Raw genomic sequence first — 21,238 nt, 5'->3', positions numbered from 1 at the left:
TGGGTCATTAAAATTTCAAATACACGATTATTCGCGAGTTTAATATTTTTTTGTTGAGCTCATGAATGCAAAAGCATTTCTCAGCGATTAACATTCCGTTACACAAATGTCCCATAATTTACTCACGACTTTTATATTTGTTTTGGAGTTCATGAAATCGAAGATTTGTAAATAAATCAAGATTCGGCGTAGCCAATGCCAATGAAAAATTGGCATTTGTCCATTATGTAAAATTACTCGGGTTATAACTTATTTTATAAATAAGTCCTCGTGATGTGCTTCGCAGTTGCCGCCTACAACCACTAGATTGCTTTATAAAATCAAATTGTTATCACAATTTATTTTATACACAAATTTCCATCGCTTGCAGCCACCAAAAAAAAGCTAACCTTTTAGGTTGTATTATAATTCGTTTATTTAATAATGCATTCGTAAAAAAAGTTTTCATAAGCTTCACGTGAGGTTGTCGCAAGAGTATAATTTTTAAAACAAAAAATCTATACACTTGCTGACTTTAGACTTTAAATTGGTCTTTTCTTTCCAAGACTTCAGCCAATTCTTCACTTTCTTTTGTCTTGAAACACTATTTAGCGTTAAGAAAAGGTCTAGTAGACCTTTTTAGATAAATACATAAAACAAAAAATCAAGGCTGCATATAATTTTGGAAACAATTACGGTTCGTTTTACTATATTATAAGAAGCGTTGTAAATATTAAAATACGCCGTAACTATATGATAAATAGTATATTAAAATTTGAAATTAAGAACTGTAGCTCATAATATGTACGTACCACTCACCTATTGTTTTAGCCAAAATTCTATGAGGCCGACACATACAATGAACGCATAATGTTGACAGTATCTTGAAGTTCAACTACGTTAGCATAAATTTTATCTAAATCAAGTGAAGAAACAAAGTTTCTAACTCTTTTCCCTTTTTGATAATGTTTGCCGTATTTATGAAAAAGTGTTGACAGGATTTTATTATTAACTGCTTCACAATTAGGATAGGCTTTTAAATTCCTACGCCCTTTAGGAACTCTTAAAAACTTGTAAATATTCTCAATATCATGAAAAAACCAGCTTTCAAGATCTTGAGTAGCAACAATTTCATTAATTGAACTTATTCTTGATTTTCTTTTTCCTGAACTAAAATTCTTCCTGAGTTGGTCTACATTGAGAAGAGTTTCCGTGTTTCTATCACCTTCTCTATCATAAGCTATAAAAACATTTATTTCACTGCAATCAGTAAATGAGGAATTGGCTAAGTATGCTTTAATTTTACTTTCTACTTTATTGTTTATGTCATAAACACCGTTGAGATTACCGAAATTGGTCCTAATTTTTCTACGCTCAATATATTTATTCAAGAATAGAGTATAGAATTCTTTTTCTGTTTCTCCTTCATAAAGAAAAAGCATAGATTTTGGATTTTTTAAACTACTCATAATCTATTTATTCAAATTCATCTTCATCTATATTACCAAAGAACAATTCATCACTGAAATTAATTTGACCTTGTTTTAATCGTTTTCTTAACTCTTTTCTGTTAGAAATATTATATAAGGTACTTTTACCCCTTTCATCGACACTACTAACTATTATATTTTCAGTTTTTGTCTTATTCAGGATTGCAATTGAATGAGAAGTTAAAACAAACTGTTTGTGTGTTGAAAAACTTTTAATAAAGGAGAATAAATCAATCAGTGCCTTTGGATGAGTAGAATTTTCTGGTTCTTCAATAAAAAAAAGGTCATTATCGCTCGATAAGACTTTAGTTATAAGTGCAATAATTAATACCGTTCCATCAGAAAAATTTCTAATCGCTTTTCTAGTCCCAAAATGATTAAAATTTAAAAATTTACGTCGTCTTCTCTTGCTCTTATTATCTTCGTTAGCATATCGATACTCCCTAACAACAACTTCATCAATATTCAATATGTTATTTAGAGCCTCTTTAAAAATACCCCAATTATTCGTACTTTCTAGATTAATAATTTCTTCCTCTAACTCGAAAGCAACAACTCTTCCATTATAATGATTAAGTCTATCCGCACTATCAGATTTTAAAAGTTCTAAATTTGAAAAATAAAAAATAGGAGTTTTTACAATAGAATTCAAGCTATTAATTGCATCTAGATATGCAGAATCGCTATCGCTTTCAGCTTTTAGCACTAATTTCAATACTCTAACAACGCTAAAAAAATCAGGAACATCCTCTAACAAAGACGTTTTAGATAATTTTGCTCCAAAAGTTACTTTTTGCCCCTCTCTCTTAAAAACAGATTCAGCTTTACCTGGTTTATTAATCTCTTTAGCATCTAAAGATTCATTATTAATTTTATAAGAAACATCAAATAAATCTTCCTCTGCTTGAATTTCTAAATTATAATTAAAAACACGATTAGTATCCGTATTACTAAACTTTAAAGAAAATGATATGTCAAATTCATTTGAATCTTCAAGAAATAAATCGGACATTGGTATAATTTCTTTAAAATAAGCTCCATAAAAACCATCCCTAAAAAATCTCTCTAAATCATCGGTTGATGCAGAATTAATTATAAAATTAATAAAGGAAATGGATTGAATGAAATTAGATTTTCCAGAGTTATTAGGCCCTATGATAACATTGATATCATTAAAAGACAATTTTGCTTCTAAAATATTCTTGTAACCCATTAAGTTGTAACTATCTAATTTTATCATTGTGTATTAAAAATAGGTTAATTAATTACTTTATAGCGTAAATATATGTATTTTATTATATAATAGACATAAAAAAACACATAATTACGTTTTTTTATTTAGAATTAATATTTAATTAACATTCATATTCCACTCATTATTCTTCTTTCCTCCGTAGAGCATGAAAAGTTTGCATTACCTATTCCAACTACTTTTTAATTTTTTATATTATTTCTTTGCTTCAGTTAAGTTTTTTTTCTGTCCTATTTATTTAGGAACCTATTAATTAACTTGCTTTTTTAATTGAAATCTGGCGATGTCCTTTTCTAATCTAGAAAATAAAATTAGCTTGATAGTTGAGTGATATTAATAATTAAAATTACATTAAATAATAAGTAAATGAATACAGACTTGTTGATCATATCGATTTCTTTGGTGGCTCTGGTGGTTTATTTGACGCAAATTCCTATCAGAAGGTTAAATGCCTTTGGTAATTTTTTAAAGAAAGTGCTTGGGGTTTTCCCTATAACAAAATTTATGAATGCAATTACTAAGAGTAAAGAAAATAAATATTGATTCTTTTCCATCTCATTCCACACACATTAGCTTCCCTCCTACGTCGGTCTGCTAATAAGTATTTCATTGCATTCGTAAGAAAAACCTTGTAGTTAAAACTTTAAAAAAAGTGTAAATAGTATTGCTTTTCCAAAGCAAAGTAACCCCTCGATACACTCGGGACTGGCTCCATGCAGAATAGTATAGGACATTTTGTATTGTTTGGTTTAACCAATGGCTGAAGCAACAATCAAGAAAGTTGATGCGTCTAATTTACTTCTCTTTTTCATATAAAAACGCTCCATTTACCATTGTTTTTAAAATAGTTCCATTTAAAATTGCTGTAGGCGTTGCATTGAGCACATCTACATTCATAAAAGTTAAATCAGCCCATTTCCCTTTTTCAATTGTACCTGTTAAACTTTCTTGTTTTGATGCATACGCTGCCCAAATGGTATATGCTCGTAAAGATTCTTCTGCAGTAAATGCTTGTTCTGGATACCATGCTGTTTCTCCTTTTCTTTTTTTCTTGGTCATTGCACTATGCATTCCGTAGAAAAAACTAGGATCAGATCCTGTAAAGTCTGAATTAAAAATTACTGTGGCATTTTGTTTTCTTAAGGTTCTCCATGCATACGCACCTTTCATTCTATCTTCACCAATTCTATCAATTGCCCAAGGAACATCTTCAACTGCATGAGCTGGTTCCATTGAGGCGATAATATTTAATGATGCAAATCTTGAAAAATCATCTGGATGGACAATTTGTGCATGTTCAATTCTGTGACGTAACGCTTTAGAAGCCGGATTTTCTTTAAAGTAATTTTCATATAAATCTAATACATCTCTATTCGCTTTATCTCCAATGGCATGAATGGCCAATTGAAAACCAGCATCTAATGCTTTTCGAATCATCTCTTCATGAAATCCGTAGGCTTCTCCTCCTACTCCTGTATGCCCTTCTTTATCGGCATAATCTTCTAAAAATTTTGCTCCGCGAGAACCTAATGAACCATCATAATAGGCTTTAAACGCTCTGACTTGTAAAAAGGAAGTATCATTCGTAGTTGGTCCTTTTGCAATCCATTCATTTACTAACGGAAGATTGAATTTTCTTGCTGCTATAAAAGCATGAACACGCATGGGTAACTCTTTTTTCTGAAGCATATCTTCATATACCTCTATGTGTTCTTTTACAACGCCAAGATTATGTGTGGTTGTAAAACCAAGCTTTAACAACTCATTAAACCCATATTTCATAATCCGTGTTCTTTTTTCTAAAGAACTTTTTGGAATTTTATCGAGCAATAAATTTTTAGCACTATTCAAAAGAATATAGCTCAAGTTTCCTTCTTTATCTTTTAATATTTCTCCACCATCGGTAGCTTTTGTATGCTGTGTGATTCCAGCTTTTTCAAAAGCCATTTTATTCCCCATTGCTCCGAATCCTCTCAACCCTATTAAAACAACCGGATGGTTTGAAACTTTTCTTGTTAACTCCGTCATATCTGGATAGTCATTTGCAAAAATCGCCTCATCCCAACCTGAAGCAATTATCCATTCTCCTGTTGGAACTTCTTTTGCACGTTCTTCTATTAAATCAATGATTTCTTTTTTGTTTAAGTTTTCTAAGTTTATACTTTCCTTTTTTTCGCCCAATTCTTGAAGATGTCCGTGAGATTCAATTAATCCAGGAATGACGACGGCATTGTTCGCATCTATAACTTGAGTATTCTTACCTATATATTTATTAATATCATCATTAGAGCCAACAAACAGAATCAACTTATTTTTAATTGCTATGGCTTCGGCATCGAAATTCCATATTCCATTTTTAAACGGTGCATTGGTTGCTGGAGTTCCGTCAAGTGATGGATTATCCCAATTTAATGTATATACATTAGCGTTTGTAATTACCAAATCGGCAATTTTTTCTTGTTGATTTCCACAAGAAAATAATAAAATTAAAGCGGTGCAACGAATTATTTTTTTCATCATACTAAGTCTAAAAAGAGTTTTAATGAACTATTTCTTCATTAAGAATAAATAATTACCAATATATCAATTTATATGTAAAAACTAATTATGACGCGATACACATTTAGTTGTGCACAATCTAATCTCAAAATCTAGTAAAAGATGTTCTGTAGAAGAAAAATTTAAATAATGTGTCTAGGTAAAATGAGGCTCTATGAAGAACATTAATTTTGCATTGTTTGGTTTAGCCAGTGGCTGAACGAACAATCAAGAAAGTTGATGCTTTAGGCATACTGATTATAATAACAAATTGATTACTTAACTTTCATCTCTGCATAATTAGGAACGTACGTTTTACCTGTAATTATTGCCTCGATATCCTTTTCAAAAGAAACAACAGGATCTTCTATAATTCGGTTTACTTCTTTACCGTTTTTATAAAATATAAAAGTAGGTACACGTACAATGTTTAATCCTTTTTCTTCACCTGTTGGGCTTTTTTTGTAGTTGGTTTTAGAATTACCTACAGCAATGAAAGTCAGTTGTTCCATAGGGTAATCTGCCGCTTCAAGTATTTTATAAAACTTAGGCACCTCACGCTTACTATCGCCACACCAAGTACCCATAAAAGCAGTAATTGTATAGTTGTTTAACTCTTTTTTAATCAATTTTAGGGTTTTGGTATCAACTTTATAGGCATCATAGTTTGGGGTAAACCAAGTATTGAATGAGTTTTCCGTGAGTCCGCTTTTATCAATCTTACCTAATAATATTTCGCGACCATTATGGTCCGTTGATTTCTGATTGATTGATTGTGTATGGATTGCAATTGAAAAAATTATTGAAAAGACAATTGTGGTGACTAATTTTAACATATGTTTTGTTTTAATGTTGTGTCAAACATATCGTACTCTAAGCAGTAGAACAATTTTGGTGTAGCATGTACAATGTAAATAATGCGAACAACAGCAATGGGCTTACATTGTGCATTTATGTCGTTAGTACAGCTTAACATCCCGTTTGTACCTAAAAATTGATAATTCAAGTTGTAAATGCTACATTAGCAGTCAATTTATCTTATGGACTTTATACGTAACAAGGCTTCCAAAATTTTGATCCACTTGCTCTTTTGGGCATTGTTCGTGTTTATATCCTTGTTTGTTTTTTCAAATTATTATTGGAAAGAGAATCCCTTTCTTCAATACTTTTTTATTCTTATTGCTATTGTTTATATCAACAATCAATTATTGCTTCCGTATTTTATCAAAAAAAAATGGTATTTTTTATATGCTATTATTATTGGCTTAATTGCTGTTTTGGCAACACAGGTCTATTGTAATTATTTTGCACAATGTGGCTGTTCTATAATGAAGTGTTTGTCTGATTATCTTTGGCAGACTTTAGTACCTATCGTTTTCTTTTCCTTTGTTTGGGTGCTTTTCAGGTTTATTGATAAACAAGAAGAATTTGAACAAATTAAACTCGAAAACACGGCTATGGAACTGCAATTTTTAAAGTCGCAGATAAATCCACATGTTTTATTCAACAACTTAAATACTATTTATGCGTATTCTTTGGAAAAGCTAGATGAAACCCCTAAGATGATTTTAAAGCTATCGGACAATTTAAAACATGTTCTGCACGGTAGCAATTCTCAATTTGTTTCCTTGCAAAAAGAGATTGAATATTTGGACAATTATATCGATTTTCAGAAAATACGGACTGAGGGAGTTAAAATAATAAATTACACCAAAGAAATAGACAGTCTAAACTATGAGATTGCACCCTTATTATTAATAGGTATCATTGAAAATGCTTTTAAACACAGTGCGGCAAAAACTACAATTGACATTCATATAAAAATGAATGAAGGTGAATTATACTGTCATTGCAAAAATGCAATTGCAACACCAAAATCAAAGGAAAATAATACTGTAATAGGCCTTCAGAATCTTAAAAAAAGATTGTCTTTACTTTATCCAAAGAAGCATAGTTTAGTTTTTATAGAAAACGAATATTTTATAGCTAACTTAAAAATTAAGCTGCAATGAAGTGCATTATAATAGAGGATGAACTTCCGGCACAACGCATCCTAAAAAGTTATATTTCTAAATTAAAACAGTTAGAATTAGTGGCAGTATATCAAACTGCTTTAGAAGCAAATTTAGCTTTAAGTACAGATCAAATAGACTTACTTTTTCTAGACATAAACCTGCCCGATATTAATGGAATGGCGTTTATTGCAACACTTCCAAATCCGCCAGCAATTATAATGACAACTGCTTATTCCAATTATGCAGCTGAGAGCTTTGAACATTGGACAATACAAGATTATCTTGTGAAACCATTCTCTTTTGAACGTTTTTTAAAAGCGATAAACAAAGTTGAAATGTCATCTAAAGCAGTTGAATCTGCTGTGAAAACCAATGAAGATGTTATTATTTTAAAAATTGATAAAACACTACATCGCCTTTTTGTAAATGATATTATTTATATTGAATCTGATCGAAATTATGTAAGTATTGTCACCAAGAATGGCAAACACACCTACATTGACTCATTAAAAAAATGGAAGCAAAAATTACCGTTGTCGGACTTTATACAAGTTCATAAGTCCTTTATTATAAATTGTGCAGAAATAGTAAAGATTAGCGGTAATATTGTGTCAATAGGCAATCAAAAAATACCAATTGGCCGGAAGTATAAAAACAGTCTATTGCAAAAAATAAAAGCATAGAAAAGGAGTAGATTATAGATGATTACTCTATTTACTTCTACTATTTTTTGAAACCTTTATGTTTTTTCTCCTTACTTAAAATTGGAACTCATGAATCACTAAAACAACATTATAACTGTGAGCAAAGCAAAATAATCCCTAGATAAACTCGGGACACGTTCCATGCAGAAATTCCAAACCGAATGAGCTTTCTCAAAAAAAATGGCCTACTTGACCTTACTTATTTATGAAATACGTTAAAGTAATTAACGGCTCATTGAGTTCACTATAATGTTAATACTTTATTATATTTGAGGTCTTATGCATCCCCATTTTAAATCGATCATTCTGCAATGCACCGGTGCTTCTTCATTAGTTGAAAAAGAAGTAATTCAGGAATTATGGAGTGGCTATGGAAAAATTATGAGAATTGGCCTAGAGCATGCTCCTATGGCTAGTGTAATCGTAAAACATGTTCAATTACCACGCTCTAACCAGCATCCCCGAGGATGGAATACGAATGTAGGACATCAAAGAAAATTAAAGTCATATCAAGTTGAAACCAATTGGTATACCTCCTATAGTAAGCATAGTGCCGCTCGATTACCAACATGTTTAGCCATTGAAACGCTGAATGGCGAAGTTTTGATGGTCTTAGAGGATTTAGATGCTGCTGGCTACGCCATTCGTAAAGCCTCAGTGAACTGGGAAGAAATTACCCAATGTTTAAAATGGTTGGCACAATTTCACGCAAGTTACCTTGGCAAAGTACCTGAAGGATTATGGCAATCAGGAACCTATTGGCATCTGGAAACAAGACCCGATGAATTGGCCGCATTGGAAGATAAAAAATTGAAAAACGCCGCCTCTAGAATTGATAAAAAACTGAATAGCTGTACCTATAAGACATTGGTGCATGGAGATGCCAAACTGGCAAACTTCTGTTTTTCTGAAGAAGGACCCGTTGCTGGCGTAGATTTTCAATATGTAGGTGGCGCTTGCGGAATGAAAGATGTTGCCTATTTTATAGGTAGTTGTTTACATGAAAATGACTGTGAGCGATTGGAAGAGCAACTTTTAGATACTTATTTTATGCATTTGCAAAACGAAATGAAAGCGAGCAATGCTGCTCTTGAAAAAGAATGGCGATCTTTATATCACGTTGCCTGGGCGGATTTTCACCGCTTCTTAAAAGGATGGAGTCCCGGCCATTGGAAAATTAATAGTTATAGTGAACGTATAACTGCAGCAGTAATAAAAAATGTATAGCACCATGGATTTTTCACATCTGAGTACCATCGCCATAAAAGCAGCACTTTCGGCAGGTAAAATCATTCTTAAGCATCTGAATGATGATGTTGCGGTTCAACTAAAAGATTCAACGACGAATTATGCCTCGCAAGTGGTCACTGAAGTAGATCTAAAATGCGAAAAAGAAATTCTTGCTCATCTTTTACCTACATGTAAACAGTTTAATATCGCACTGCTATCGGAAGAGACCGAAGATGATGGTGGTCGGTTTGAAAAAGATTTTTTTTGGTGCATTGACCCTATCGATGGTACCCTAGCTTTTATAAACAAACATCCCGGTTTTTCTGTGTCCATTGCGTTAATAGCAAAAGACGGTACACCATACATTGGCGTTGTGTATAATCCCAGTACAAATACGGTGTATCATGCTATTAAAGGAAAAGGTGTCTTTAAAAACAATAAACCATTTGTAATCAACACAATAAACACGCATCTAACCTATGTTTCCGACAAAAAATTAAGTGACACACCACGTGCAGCCGAAATTGAAAAGATATTGCATAAAAAAGCAGCAGCATTAAAGCTGAATGGTATCAAAGAAATTGCTGGAGCAGGCTCTGTTTTAAATGCCATTTATGTATTAGAAAACGGACCCGCTTGTATGTTAAAACTGCCTAAAAAAGAAAACGGTGGTGGAAGTATCTGGGACTATGCCGCTACGGCTTGTCTATTTAATGAATTGGGACTTCCTGCTACCGATTTTAACGGCGGCAGATTGGATTTAAATAAAAAAAAGAATTCTTTTATGAATCATAGAGGTGTGTTTTATTCAAATTTCAAGTACTAATTGTTGGGACTAGCTGCTGAGCTGTGGCTATTGTACTCATATCATCTTATTATTATTAGAACAGTGAGTAAAGTAAAATAACTCCTCGATAAACTCGGGTCAGGCTCCATGCAGAATAGTATAGGACATTTTGAATTGTTGGTTTAGCCAGTGGCTGAATACAATTTTTTTGTATTCGCTATTTTATAACAAAATAAATTTCCTTAAAAGGTGAATCTTCTAATTTATCTTTATTTAACAAGTCCTCATCAAACAGCCGATTGAGGTTATTACCTGCTAAATCTTCTAACCTCGATTGTATTTCAATCTTATATGTATCGGATTTCCAGTTTCTTGTTGGTGTAAATGCTACAGAAGTTTCTTCGTTTTGGAGTTGATAGTTGCCCTCTATCTTTTCATCCTTATTATTATAAATAGTAAACACTTCTGTCAGCAACATAGCATCCAATGGTTCGTTAAATTGAATAATTAAAGGAGAAGTTTTAGTTGTAGGGATTTGAATCTCAAAATCATCAACTTTTGGTTTGTTTTCATCTCGGTTCGTAACCGTAACCGTTTTAGTATAGCTTTGTTTCAACTCGTTTCCGTCAGCATCTCTAAAGTTTTTATTGACTGAAATTTCATAAACATGTCCATTCATAATGGGCAGTCCTTTTTCTTTATTTGGAATCAACTCTTTTTTAATTCGCCCCGGATCTAGCCATAAAGTTAACAGAGTGTGATTGGCATTCCATAATTCCGTTTCTAATTCTAAAAACACATCCACTTTTTTGTTTGTGGTTTTATTAAAAACGGTTATAAAATCTAGTACGTTTCCAACTTCTTGCATGGGTTTGGAAAAATCAACATACATTTTTAATAAGTTTTCAGGTACTACGCCTGTTGTTGGATAAATGGCTACTACTTCTGGCGAGGTAGACCTATTTTTAGGTTTTATGGTAAAACTTGAAAGTATATGTTCTTCACGTAAAATGGTATACGTTTCGCCATTTGAAAACGGAACAATTGGTGTGAATGTTTGCGTATTATTTTCTGAAGAAAAGTTACCTAAAACTGGTGTTACATTGTCTTTTAAATGAATTGAAAATTTTTTTTGGTTGTTGTCAGCGACAAAGGAAACTCCAATAGCCTTATCATCGTTATAATTCACGTTAAGGTTAGTTATTTCTGGTTGTTGTTCACAAGCAAAAACCAGTAGAAAACAAAAAAAGACCAAGCTATACTTGGTCTTTTTATTATAGTTAAAACGGTTTACATCCATTTTTTTGATCTGCTTCTTAATACCAAATCGCCTTGACCATCAATATGAAGAAAAACCACATTTTCATTATCTAAATTGTCCATTTGCTTTACATAGACAAAGGGTAAATTATCATAGGTTACACCATCTGTTGCTGCAAATTCTTTAACTTCTTCAGTAAGCGATTCTTTAAAGTTAACAATATCGTCATAATCTATACGCATTATTGGCCGACTGGAATTAGACATAAAAAACTTTGGTTTTCCATCCTTTTCAAATACAATCATATCTAAAGGAGAATTTCCGCCACCAAGCTCAGCAACTGTTCTTCCTTTTATATGCTTTTTTCCTGTTAAATCCTTTATGGGAAACAATACCAATGGTGTACAAGTATAACCAGCTATCAAATGATCTTCACCTTCTATATTAATAACATTAAATGCTTTTATGGGTGCATAGGTTTCAAATCGACCATGAGCGGCATGCCAAATTTCTAAGGAGGCAAAATCTTGAGTTTCTGTAAATGGAAATGGAATACTTCTAAACGTAGAGCGAAATTCTTTGTTAGATAACCCAGAAATCATCACTTTACCTTTGTGGTACATCATATCAGAAATAGCCCAATGCCGTAATGCCCTACCCCTATTGTCTTTATCGTCAACTCCAACGGCGTCATTCAGTTCAATTTTTGAATAACTTGCTTTCTTTAGTGAGACATTTTCGAAAGTTTCTCCATCTAATTTTAATACAACCGGTGTTCCGTCAGTTATATTAACTGAAAAATAAATTGCTCTAGAAATAGGATTTACAGCCATATCCGTAATTTTGATATTATCAACGGTTGTTCCTAATGAAGCAGCAATTTTAGTATCAAAATCACCCATATTTATTTCATCTGCCTTTTCCTTAGCTGTAACATCTTTGGTATCAATAGCATAAATAGCAGCGTTTTTAGAATCGCCAATAAACAATATGCCTTCTGGTCCAAAACTTAAGGCATTAATTGAAGCGATTTGCGTATCACCTTCAATAAAATTTGCGGTAAGGGAGTTGTCTGTTTTTTTAATTGCTGAAAGTGTCAATACGGCAACACCACAGAGCATTAAACGATACAATATTTTTTTCATCTGTTTAAAATTTTATAGTTTGCTGAAAATGAAGAAACTAAAAATTTCTGCACATTCAGGAATTACTCACGAATTTTTAAATCATTTATTTTGTGTTCGTGAATCTTTGATTTCGCATAAAAAATTTAATCATGTTGGTTGGTATACAATGATGAAATTTGTTTATGCTCATTTCATGATTAGTTATTTTTTTTAAAAGTATTACTTAAATCAATAGATTTCAAATATTTAACAACGAATTAACTTTTATTTAATGGAATAATTCTTTTCACATTTTTGAAATGAATGATGATAAAACTCGATAATTTTCATGTAACACACAATTCATCCTTAAAAAAATACAATTCAGTACAATCATTTTTATAAATGGCAATGCTTTCATGACATTTGAAGAATAAATGAAAAACCAATTATGATTCAAGTACAAAATCTTTCCAAATCGTTTCAAAACATACAAGCAGTAAGTGATGTCAGTTTTACTATTAAAAAAGGAGAAATTTTTGGACTCTTAGGTCCCAATGGAGCTGGAAAATCTACCACACTGAATATGATGAGTACCATTTTAAAAAGTGATGCTGGAACTATTCAAATTGATGGTAAAAATACTAGGCAAAATAGAAAAGAATGTAAACATTTGATTGGTGTTGTTCCCCAGGAAATCTCGTTATACGAAGACCTTTCTGCGTATCAGAATTTACTCTTCTGGGGAGAGATATATGGAATTTCTTCCAAAACATTAAAAGAAAGAATACACAATACCTTAGCCTTAATTGGATTGTCAGATCGAAAGAATGATTTAATTAAAACGTATTCTGGGGGCATGAAACGTAGAATAAATATTGCAGCAGCATTATTACACAAGCCGAAGGTTTTGTTTATGGACGAACCCACTGTAGGAATTGATCCTCAAAGTAGAAATCACATTTTTGAAGTTATCGAAACCTTGAACAAACAAGGGATGACCATTGTTTATACCACACATTATATGGAAGAAGTAGAGCGTTTGTGTGACCGTATAGCAATTATGGACTCCGGGAGAATTATCGCACAGGGAACACAATCTGAATTGAAAGAATTGGTGCAGACAAAAGAAAGCATTCAACTTGAGTTTGAGTTTCTTTCTGAAAGCAATGTAAATCAACTGAAAAAATTACTTTCTAATAAAATGACACAAACCAACAACAAATTATTGGTTGAAAGTACAGTAAAAGAACTTTCAAAAGTAATTACCGCGTGTAATGAATTACAATTACCCATCAAAGACATACAACTAAACAAAGTAAACTTAGAAGCAATCTTTTTAAGCTTAACAGGAAAACAACTAAGAGATTAATAAACAACAAAAACAACCAAATTCAACAACCATGATAATTTCTATTTTAAAAAAAGACCTAAAATTATATTTCTCAGACAAAAAAGGAATCCTCGTTACCTTTTTATTACCAATTATTATGATTACGCTGTTTGCCTTTGCCTTTGGTGGTGTTGGAAAAAAGAAAAGTGCTCCTAAGCCATTAGGAGTATTGGTTGTAGATAAAGATGCTACAACAGCTTCTAAAGATTTGATTGCAAATTTGAATGCCATGCAAACCATTCGTTTGATTGCTTCAGAAGAAGAGAAAGCGGTAGACCTTGTTAGAAAGGGAAAAAATGTAGCCGTTTTAATTTTTGAAAAAGGGTTTTCAGACGCCGTTACGGCCGATACAGATTTGCCTATAGAATTAAAATATGACGCTGCTAGAGATTTACAAATGCAAATTGTTTATACCGTATTAAAAGAAGGGTTCAAACATCATTTAGGAAAAGGAGATGTACAGAACACTGTGAAGTTAAAAACTACTTCGATAATTAAAGAAAATTCTACCAAAGCACATCCTGGTTTGGTCCAAGCTGTAGGAGGAACAGCAATTATGATGTTGCTGTTCAGTATTGCCGCCATTGGCGGCGGATTATTAGATGAAAAAGAAGCAGGAACTTTAAAACGTTTGTTAATTGCACCAGTAAAACCACTGCACATTTTATTAGCAAAAATGGGAACAGCCATGGTGGTTTCTATTTTACAATTAACTGCCATGTTTGTTTTTGCTTGGTTGGCATTTGGGTTACCTATTTTTATGGATGTATTCTCATTGATAGCATTGATTTTATGTATCTCGTTTGCAGTGTCCAGTTTCGGAGTTTTCTTAGTATCTACGGTAAAAACACGTCAACAATTGCAAGGAATGAGTACCATTATTATCATTTTAATGTCAGCAATTGGAGGAAGTATGATTCCGATTAGCATGATGCCAGCATTTATGCAAAAAATTGCCGTAATTAGTGTAAACTATTGGGGAATTGAAGGATTCTTTGATATTTTTTGGAGACAATTACCTATGCTAGATATTCTTCCTAAAATGGCTATTCTATTAGCCATTGGTTTGGGAATGACGTTGATTTCAACAGTATTATTTAAGAAGAATATCATTGCAATAGAGTAATTTACTAGTTTTCGTATCGCACCTTAACATTTCCACCAGATGCTCTCATATAAACAGGAATTCCGCCATCATTCATAGTTCCTTTTACACGATTTTTTTTAGATTGGCCAGAGAAATTCTTTAACTCAATAGTAACGTAGCTCGAACTCAAGTCTAGGTCAAGTCCAAGTTCATCACCGTTTTGTAGTATTGCATCAACTCCACCTCCACTAGATTGTAGGTGCAATTCTTTACTCAAATTGCTAATGTTAACACGCACCGATCCCCCACTCGATTTTGCTTTCACAGAATTACATTCTCCCAAAACAGTAACTCCGCCTCCACTACTACTAGCATCCACATCGCCTTGAATATTCTTAAGGCGTACGCCGCCGCCAGAACTGCGTGCGTAAATACTACCATTAGCTTCATCTAAAGTAACACTACCGCCACTAGAAGTTAAGCGAATATCACCATCGTGATTTTTCGCTCCGACCTTACCACCAGATGACTTTGCCTTGGTAGTTCCTGAAGTGTTTTCTAAAAATACAGAGCCACCGCTACTTACAAAATTATGTGTTCCTTCCACTCCCTCAATGTTTAATCCACCACCACTTGATGTTACATTACAAGACATTTCACGTGGGACAATAATGGTAAAGTAAATACCCACATTTCTCAATCGACTGAAATTTGATTTACGAACCGCATTCGCATTAATTACGGAGCCATTTTTTTCAATTTCTAAGTCAAACTTTTCGAGGATATCATCTACTAATGGGTCAGTTGAAGATAAAACCTTTCCGTTCTTTCGAACGAATGCCTTAACTACTACGCTACTTTCATTGTGGGTTTTAACTACTATTCCACCACCGGATGATTTAGAATTCAATGTACCAGGTTCATTGAGGTCAAAAGTTTTTGTTAGGGTAGGTACTTTGTTATCTTGTGCAAAGCCTTGGCACGAAAGTAAAATGACTAGCATGGCAATCATTGTAAATGCTTTTAGTTTAATTTGAGTTTTCATAATACTAATTGTTAGAGTTTTTATTGATTTGATCTAGTAGCATCTAATTATGTGCCATAAATACAATACATTTAAAATCAAAAACTTACGCTTTTTTTAAATATTAGCAATGTATAATGTGTAAAATTTTTGGACAGTATAGTGTAAACTAAATGTACACATTTCTATGGCAATACTAAATTATATCTGTAAACGGGGTGTATTGGTCTGTAAAGGGTTTTAAAGGTAAAAAAACAAAATATTATGCTCTTCTCTCCTACTTGTCCCCCGAAGCACAACGGAGGAAGATTTTTTACTTAAATTCTATTAGGTCAATTTTGCATAGATATTAAACTTTTTATGCGTCTTTTTTATTTAAAATTTCTTTTAAAGCAGCACATACCTCATATATTTCACCCTCTAAGGCCCATTGATTTAATTTTTTTAAGGAATTTTTATCCATATTTAACACCTCATTAATAATTTCCTTCTTATCCTTAGTCTGCAAATGTTTTAACAAAGCATCTTTGGCTATTTCTGCACTTTCTAATAGTTTAGAAATTGATGAATCGTATTCATACCTTTTATTCATAATTTATGAAATTCTAGAATTTTCCCCTACCATGTTTTATCTTATTTTTCGAAAACTACTTCACTAATAATAAACATATCTTTACTCAAAGGTTCTCTTCTGTACTCGTTAATATCCGAACCTGATCCTACTCTCCAAATATCAATATCTTTATACCTTATTGCCATTAACATAGATATAAATGTAAATGGTTTAGGGCCTAATGGAGCAATAATTATACTATACTCGTCTTTTAAAAGATAATAAAGAGATGTTAACTCTCTTTCTAAGAGTAACAAATTGTCCATTGGGAAAGTTATTACTTTCTTACTTTTTTTCAGAATTATCGAGTTATTTTTTTCTATCTTAGATACGAATCTATCGTCTAGAGCTGGTTTTGTATAAAGTATATAGTAATCCTTGGGGTCTAAATGCTCTATAATGCCTTCAGCTTTTCTCTGTTCATACCCAAGACAAACTATTAATGCCTTAGGTTTATCAGTAGGTACAATATATTTCCCTGGTAATGGAGCTATTTCTTTATTTGGTTTTGGCTCTAAAGGCTTACTATATTTTGAAGGGGTATAAATAAAAGTTACAATTACATTTTCACAGATTAACCTTTTTTTCTTTAAGTATAAGATAATAGTATAATACCAAGACTTTGTCATGCAGGAATAATCCACTATGAGCATTGTCGACTTTCTCTCAATTTTAGATAGTTCGATGTCTAAGATATTTGTGATTTCTTGATGGTTAGAAATTTCAATATACTCTATACTTTCTTTATACTTTCCTTTTTTCTTTAAAGAATCATTATAACAAAAACCAATTGCTTTCGAAATTTTATTTAAATTATTTACCCTTTCATAAGCCGTATAAACTCTTCTTTCATGGTTTCTAGCAAATAAGTATAATGAAATAGTCTTATTTGTAAGTTCATTTATATTAATCTGTTTGCCGTATTTAATATTCATCTCTGATACTATTTGAATAATAAATATTGTTTATAATTATCTCCCTCTATTCCACTCATACATTCATTAAGATTTACTTTGTTATATTTCCTTATAGGTAACGAATAAAGAATAGAAAATAAATATGATAGTTTGAATCTTTGCCCTTCAATTTTAAAATCAAAAGAATCGTCGTTTGTGTCCAACAATATCAATGCTCCTTGCGATACAGCTTTCTCAATTAACTCAATTATTTTTGGGTATATTTTTGTTATTTCATCATCTACTTCAATTGTTCCCTTAGGATCCATATAAAATTTACTTCCAAGAATCTGATTATTAAAATATTTGCCTATTCTATCAATCAGATCAAAAATTGTCAATTTATTTTCTCCTACCGGGATATTAGAAATGACATTCTTAAATCTTTCTGAAGCTTCAAATAATTCATCATACTGTATTGCTTTAGATGGCCTTTCATATTGAGTTCGGGACAACATTTGTGTTATTATACCTTTAAGCCATCTTGGATTGCCTTCACAAACTTTTGAAAGTACCTCAATTCCGAAATAAAGTTCTGGAACACTTTTTCTACTTCGATTTAAAATTATGGAATCTTTATTGCTTTTGATGAAAGTATTTCTAAAAAAAACAATTGGTTTAATTTTTCTAAATAATTGATCTCTTTTAGCTTCATCATCAAATTCTATATTGTCTAAATCAATGCCTTTATCAATTAAGAAATCCGTAAATGATTGATCTTTTTTGGTAAGCTCCATAATCTCATTGTAAAATTTACTTCCTTTTACATAAGTGTTTGAAGTTTTATTATAAATCTCGTTAGACCCAAAAAACTGAGCTAAATCACTGTCATCTGATAATAATGACCTTATTATTTTTTTTGAAAATTGTTCCGCATCTTTGGATTTCCACATTTTTATCATTCGGACATCGTTACCTGCAGTTGGCCCATATTGAGTTAGAATATTTTTTTTAAGTTCAGAAGGTAATATTGGGCTTGCACTTAATTTATATAAAATGTACTGAGTTCGACTTCTTAAAGAGGCGAAAAGTCTCATTTGAAGCCATAAAGGTGCAAATTCAAGCTCGTCAAAGCACAATGCCCATTTTTTATTTTTAGGGATATTATAAATGCGTTGAAATTTTGGAATTATCGACTCTAAAGAACTTTCAAATGATAGATTATAATATTCTGGATAATCTATTTTATCATCTACTGAATAATTAAATATTACCTCTTGAATGAATTGGTTAACTTCATCTATTCTTTCATTTAAGGCTTCTTTTACAAATTTTAACTTTGGGATTACATTGTGTAACTTCCAAGTCCTGATTAACTCTAAGCTTAATTCTATTTCTTTATTTTCATCTTTATTTAATAAATCAAAAGAAATAATATTCATAAACGTATCACATAATGAAGTGAATACATTACTACTAACCGCAAAATGAGATAACTTTTCTGAAAATTTACCATATTTTTCTAATTGAGATCCATAAGTTAAATTTTTCACATTCCAATAAATATCAGTTGAAACATAAATAGCGTAAAAAGGAATATTGTTTTTTACGTATTCTGCACGACTATCTATCTTCCAATTATGCAAAGCTGGAAGAGTCAACATCTTCATCAAAGTCGTTTTCCCACAGCCCCTAGCACCTAATACTATGGAATGATTATTCTGTATTAGTTTTTCAAAATTTTCCGACCAAATAAAAGTTTCAGCAACTTCACTAGGTGCTAAATGTCTTGCATTGTATGTGCTATAGAATATATCTGACATCTTTAGATTAAATTTGTATTACTAATAACTTCAGGATTTTGCCAAATCTTTTCATCCAATCTCAATCCCTTCTCATTAATTATTTTTGAAAATTCGATAGCTTCCGTTGGTATTAAATATTTAACCTCAGGAAATTTTTGAATAATATCTATCCATTTCATTAAATGACTAGAACCAACTTCATTAATAATTTTAAGAGCTAACTCTTCAACCTTCCCACTAAAACCGAACCCGGTATGTGAATGAAAACCTTCATCGTCATACCTTACTTTCCATCCACTTCTAGGTAGAAATGTCCACGTTTGAATTGTTCCCTTTACAATACCATTATCTTTAATTATATCTATTTTATGGAAAGTATTTCTTTGTCCAGAAAAAGTAATATTAGATGTTGCGGAAAAACTTCCAGCTGATAATATGGGTATTTTATGATTATTACTATAACATGTATGGTATCTCAGTAAAGGGTCATGTTTATGACCATGAATAAATAAATCAAATTTATACTTTCCTATTATTTCCAATAATTCGTTACCATTAACTATTTTATCCTTTTCTCCCAGTTTTAGCCTTGAATGATCTACAGGATGATGATGTGATAGTGCAATTGTAATTTTTGAATCTTCTATTTTTGAAAGATATGATTCAATATATTCCAAAGTCTCATCACCAACCTTACCATATTCAGAGGTACTCTTGGTGTAGTGAAAATGAGAACTATTTATCGCTAATACTCTATAATTCTCACCTTCAATAAAAACACTACCCTTCGACCAGAAAGTATCAAGAAGATTTTCATCTTTAATAGGAAAGCCTTTCTTTATACCTCTAGCAACTTCAAAACAATAATCTGAAATAACCCCAAAAGAATCAATGTCATGATTACCTAAGGTTGCTATTATTTCTTTTCCATTTAATGCCTTGTGTATTTCAAGTGAAAATTCCCAACCAGATATAAAACCTTGCTTATTCGATTTATTCGTAAAATCTCCAGGGCATAAAGTCAAATCACTAGTGATATTATTTTCTTTTATGAGCTGAACAACACTTTCAACAGGATGTTCTGCGGATGGTGTTCTTAGTAAGTCTGTTTTTAGATAAGTATCATCAATTCCGTCTTCCGTAGGATGACAATGCAAATCACTAATTACTGTTATACTTAAATTTTCCAATCGAAATTAATTAAAAATATTAGTAATTATAAATTCATTGAACATTCCTCTAGTTTTTGCTCTACCGCCTACTTTACTATATCTTTCAACTTTTCTAATTTTACCTACTCCATGATAAATATTTCGAATGGTTTTATGAGCTGCATTAGTTAATATAAAATAAGCTCCTTTTTTATCTATTTCTTTGGTTAATTCTGCCAATCGTTTTTGATCATCCAAAGAGAATAAGTTTTGATTATATTCAATGAAACCATTATGCTCATGTGCAACTGTATACGGTGGGTCAAGAAAAACCAAATCCTTTGGTTTCAAGTTTTCTAAAACCAAAGAAAAGTCATGATTAATTATTTCAATTCCCTTCAAGGATTCGCTAACTAATTTTAAATTTTCCTCAGTAACAATATCAACATTTTTTCGTTTACCATAGGGTACATTATATTCACCTCTCCTATTTACTCTATAAATCCCATTAAAAGAACATCTATTCAAATAAATAAACTTAGCTGCACGTGTATGAGGAGTTAATGAATTAGTTTTTCTAATTCTATAATATTCTTCTTCAGTATTTTTTAATCTTTTCAAAGATTTAATTACTAAATCTAAATTGTCCCTTAGTTGAATATAAGTTTCTATCAATTCAGTATTTGTATCGTACAAATAAGCTTTTTTTTGAGGTTGTAGAGAAAAGAAAACAGAAGCTCCTCCAAGGAAACATTCGTGGTAATTATTGAAATTTTTTGGTAAATATTCTTTCAAAAGACTTTTAACGAACCAAGACTTAGACCCAGTCCATCTTAAAAAAGGCTTACATACTACTTTTTCTTCTTTTAACTGGAGATTTGGTTGTGACATTTAAAGAATAAGGGTT

At 31.7% G+C, this 21,238-nt stretch carries 19 protein-coding genes; 7 read left to right on the top strand and 12 right to left on the bottom strand.

Annotated features, from left to right (window positions below; translation table 11 throughout):
* Positions 1 to 818: 818 nt before the first annotated feature.
* Positions 819 to 1,448: a DUF4276 family protein gene (locus U5A88_RS06430; protein WP_354204811.1), complete on the bottom strand. Its 630-nt coding sequence runs from the start codon at positions 1,446 to 1,448 to the stop codon at positions 819 to 821.
* A 7-nt stretch (positions 1,449 to 1,455) separates the two neighbouring features.
* The gene (locus U5A88_RS06425; RefSeq protein ID WP_354204810.1) at positions 1,456 to 2,709 is read right to left on the bottom strand and encodes an AAA family ATPase; all 1,254 of its coding nucleotides are present in this window, start codon (positions 2,707 to 2,709) and stop codon (positions 1,456 to 1,458) included.
* A 378-nt stretch (positions 2,710 to 3,087) separates the two neighbouring features.
* Between U5A88_RS06425 and U5A88_RS06420 the strand changes: the two genes are divergently transcribed.
* Positions 3,088 to 3,264 carry a hypothetical protein gene (locus tag U5A88_RS06420; protein ID WP_354204809.1) on the top strand — a complete coding sequence of 59 codons (177 nt, stop codon included), beginning with the start codon at positions 3,088 to 3,090 and terminating at the stop codon, positions 3,262 to 3,264.
* 252 nt (positions 3,265 to 3,516) lie between these two features.
* Here U5A88_RS06420 and U5A88_RS06415 read toward each other — a convergent pair whose 3' ends face one another.
* Positions 3,517 to 5,238: an amidohydrolase gene (locus U5A88_RS06415; RefSeq protein WP_354204807.1), complete on the bottom strand. Its 1,722-nt coding sequence runs from the start codon at positions 5,236 to 5,238 to the stop codon at positions 3,517 to 3,519.
* A gap of 296 nt (positions 5,239 to 5,534) precedes the next feature.
* Positions 5,535 to 6,095, bottom strand: a complete 561-nt coding sequence (locus U5A88_RS06410) for a thioredoxin family protein (protein WP_354204805.1) — start codon at positions 6,093 to 6,095, stop codon at positions 5,535 to 5,537.
* A gap of 204 nt (positions 6,096 to 6,299) precedes the next feature.
* On the opposite strand from U5A88_RS06410, the gene U5A88_RS06405 reads away from it, so the two are divergent.
* From U5A88_RS06405 to U5A88_RS06390, 4 genes are all read left to right on the top strand, one after another.
* Positions 6,300 to 7,271: a sensor histidine kinase gene (locus tag U5A88_RS06405; RefSeq protein WP_354204803.1), complete on the top strand. Its 972-nt coding sequence runs from the start codon at positions 6,300 to 6,302 to the stop codon at positions 7,269 to 7,271.
* A complete protein-coding gene (locus tag U5A88_RS06400) occupies positions 7,268 to 7,957 on the top strand; it encodes a LytR/AlgR family response regulator transcription factor (protein ID WP_354204801.1) in 690 nt (229 codons plus the stop codon). Before U5A88_RS06405 ends, U5A88_RS06400 begins: the two co-directional genes overlap by 4 nt.
* A gap of 300 nt (positions 7,958 to 8,257) precedes the next feature.
* A complete protein-coding gene (locus U5A88_RS06395) occupies positions 8,258 to 9,205 on the top strand; it encodes a phosphotransferase (protein ID WP_354204799.1) in 948 nt (315 codons plus the stop codon).
* 4 nt (positions 9,206 to 9,209) lie between these two features.
* On the top strand, positions 9,210 to 10,034 hold the full coding sequence (locus U5A88_RS06390; RefSeq protein WP_354204798.1) for a 3'(2'),5'-bisphosphate nucleotidase CysQ family protein: 825 nt from the start codon (positions 9,210 to 9,212) through the stop codon (positions 10,032 to 10,034).
* Positions 10,035 to 10,212: 178 nt separating this feature from the next.
* Here the strand turns inward: U5A88_RS06390 and U5A88_RS06385 are convergent, their stop codons facing one another.
* Both U5A88_RS06385 and U5A88_RS06380 read right to left on the bottom strand, forming a co-directional pair.
* Complete coding sequence (locus tag U5A88_RS06385; protein WP_354204796.1) at positions 10,213 to 11,295, bottom strand: Ig-like domain-containing protein; 1,083 nt, start codon at positions 11,293 to 11,295, stop codon at positions 10,213 to 10,215.
* Positions 11,286 to 12,401 carry a hypothetical protein gene (locus tag U5A88_RS06380; RefSeq protein ID WP_354204795.1) on the bottom strand — a complete coding sequence of 372 codons (1,116 nt, stop codon included), beginning with the start codon at positions 12,399 to 12,401 and terminating at the stop codon, positions 11,286 to 11,288. Before U5A88_RS06380 ends, U5A88_RS06385 begins: the two co-directional genes overlap by 10 nt.
* A gap of 412 nt (positions 12,402 to 12,813) precedes the next feature.
* On the opposite strand from U5A88_RS06380, the gene U5A88_RS06375 reads away from it, so the two are divergent.
* Together U5A88_RS06375 and U5A88_RS06370 are read left to right on the top strand one after the other, a co-directional pair.
* Positions 12,814 to 13,734, top strand: a complete 921-nt coding sequence (locus U5A88_RS06375) for an ABC transporter ATP-binding protein (protein WP_354204793.1) — start codon at positions 12,814 to 12,816, stop codon at positions 13,732 to 13,734.
* Between the two features lie 31 nt (positions 13,735 to 13,765).
* Positions 13,766 to 14,881 carry an ABC transporter permease gene (locus U5A88_RS06370; protein WP_354204791.1) on the top strand — a complete coding sequence of 372 codons (1,116 nt, stop codon included), beginning with the start codon at positions 13,766 to 13,768 and terminating at the stop codon, positions 14,879 to 14,881.
* A 4-nt stretch (positions 14,882 to 14,885) separates the two neighbouring features.
* Here U5A88_RS06370 and U5A88_RS06365 read toward each other — a convergent pair whose 3' ends face one another.
* The 6 genes from U5A88_RS06365 to U5A88_RS06340 form a co-directional block, all read right to left on the bottom strand.
* Positions 14,886 to 15,887, bottom strand: a complete 1,002-nt coding sequence (locus tag U5A88_RS06365) for a DUF4097 family beta strand repeat-containing protein (protein WP_354204789.1) — start codon at positions 15,885 to 15,887, stop codon at positions 14,886 to 14,888.
* A gap of 337 nt (positions 15,888 to 16,224) precedes the next feature.
* Positions 16,225 to 16,458: a hypothetical protein gene (locus U5A88_RS06360; protein ID WP_354204787.1), complete on the bottom strand. Its 234-nt coding sequence runs from the start codon at positions 16,456 to 16,458 to the stop codon at positions 16,225 to 16,227.
* A 41-nt stretch (positions 16,459 to 16,499) separates the two neighbouring features.
* The gene (locus tag U5A88_RS06355; protein WP_354204785.1) at positions 16,500 to 17,414 is read right to left on the bottom strand and encodes a hypothetical protein; all 915 of its coding nucleotides are present in this window, start codon (positions 17,412 to 17,414) and stop codon (positions 16,500 to 16,502) included.
* A gap of 8 nt (positions 17,415 to 17,422) precedes the next feature.
* On the bottom strand, positions 17,423 to 19,198 hold the full coding sequence (locus tag U5A88_RS06350; protein WP_354204783.1) for an ORC-CDC6 family AAA ATPase: 1,776 nt from the start codon (positions 19,196 to 19,198) through the stop codon (positions 17,423 to 17,425).
* A gap of 2 nt (positions 19,199 to 19,200) precedes the next feature.
* Entirely contained in the window at positions 19,201 to 20,370 is a 1,170-nt protein-coding gene (locus tag U5A88_RS06345; RefSeq protein WP_354204781.1) for a metallophosphoesterase family protein, read from the bottom strand.
* Between the two features lie 6 nt (positions 20,371 to 20,376).
* Positions 20,377 to 21,222, bottom strand: coding sequence for a DNA adenine methylase (locus U5A88_RS06340; RefSeq protein ID WP_354204779.1), 846 nt, complete (start codon positions 21,220 to 21,222; stop codon positions 20,377 to 20,379).
* Positions 21,223 to 21,238: the final 16 nt, after the last annotated feature.

The sequence above is a fragment of the Aureibaculum sp. 2308TA14-22 genome, assembly GCF_040538665.1.
In the GTDB taxonomy this organism is placed as follows: Bacteria; Bacteroidota; Bacteroidia; order Flavobacteriales; family Flavobacteriaceae; genus Aureibaculum.
This window is presented reverse-complemented; position numbering and strand designations above follow the sequence as displayed.

Coding starts and splice junctions, on each gene's coding strand:
- U5A88_RS06430 (WP_354204811.1), bottom strand. CDS start 1,448: ATGAGTAGTTTAAAAAATCCAAAATCTATGCTTTTTCTTTATGAAGGA.
- U5A88_RS06425 (WP_354204810.1), bottom strand. CDS start 2,709: ATGATAAAATTAGATAGTTACAACTTAATGGGTTACAAGAATATTTTA.
- U5A88_RS06420 (WP_354204809.1), top strand. CDS start 3,088: ATGAATACAGACTTGTTGATCATATCGATTTCTTTGGTGGCTCTGGTG.
- U5A88_RS06415 (WP_354204807.1), bottom strand. CDS start 5,238: ATGAAAAAAATAATTCGTTGCACCGCTTTAATTTTATTATTTTCTTGT.
- U5A88_RS06410 (WP_354204805.1), bottom strand. CDS start 6,095: ATGTTAAAATTAGTCACCACAATTGTCTTTTCAATAATTTTTTCAATT.
- U5A88_RS06405 (WP_354204803.1), top strand. CDS start 6,300: ATGGACTTTATACGTAACAAGGCTTCCAAAATTTTGATCCACTTGCTC.
- U5A88_RS06400 (WP_354204801.1), top strand. CDS start 7,268: ATGAAGTGCATTATAATAGAGGATGAACTTCCGGCACAACGCATCCTA.
- U5A88_RS06395 (WP_354204799.1), top strand. CDS start 8,258: ATGCATCCCCATTTTAAATCGATCATTCTGCAATGCACCGGTGCTTCT.
- U5A88_RS06390 (WP_354204798.1), top strand. CDS start 9,210: ATGGATTTTTCACATCTGAGTACCATCGCCATAAAAGCAGCACTTTCG.
- U5A88_RS06385 (WP_354204796.1), bottom strand. CDS start 11,295: ATGGATGTAAACCGTTTTAACTATAATAAAAAGACCAAGTATAGCTTG.
- U5A88_RS06380 (WP_354204795.1), bottom strand. CDS start 12,401: ATGAAAAAAATATTGTATCGTTTAATGCTCTGTGGTGTTGCCGTATTG.
- U5A88_RS06375 (WP_354204793.1), top strand. CDS start 12,814: ATGATTCAAGTACAAAATCTTTCCAAATCGTTTCAAAACATACAAGCA.
- U5A88_RS06370 (WP_354204791.1), top strand. CDS start 13,766: ATGATAATTTCTATTTTAAAAAAAGACCTAAAATTATATTTCTCAGAC.
- U5A88_RS06365 (WP_354204789.1), bottom strand. CDS start 15,887: ATGAAAACTCAAATTAAACTAAAAGCATTTACAATGATTGCCATGCTA.
- U5A88_RS06360 (WP_354204787.1), bottom strand. CDS start 16,458: ATGAATAAAAGGTATGAATACGATTCATCAATTTCTAAACTATTAGAA.
- U5A88_RS06355 (WP_354204785.1), bottom strand. CDS start 17,414: ATGAATATTAAATACGGCAAACAGATTAATATAAATGAACTTACAAAT.
- U5A88_RS06350 (WP_354204783.1), bottom strand. CDS start 19,198: ATGTCAGATATATTCTATAGCACATACAATGCAAGACATTTAGCACCT.
- U5A88_RS06340 (WP_354204779.1), bottom strand. CDS start 21,222: ATGTCACAACCAAATCTCCAGTTAAAAGAAGAAAAAGTAGTATGTAAG.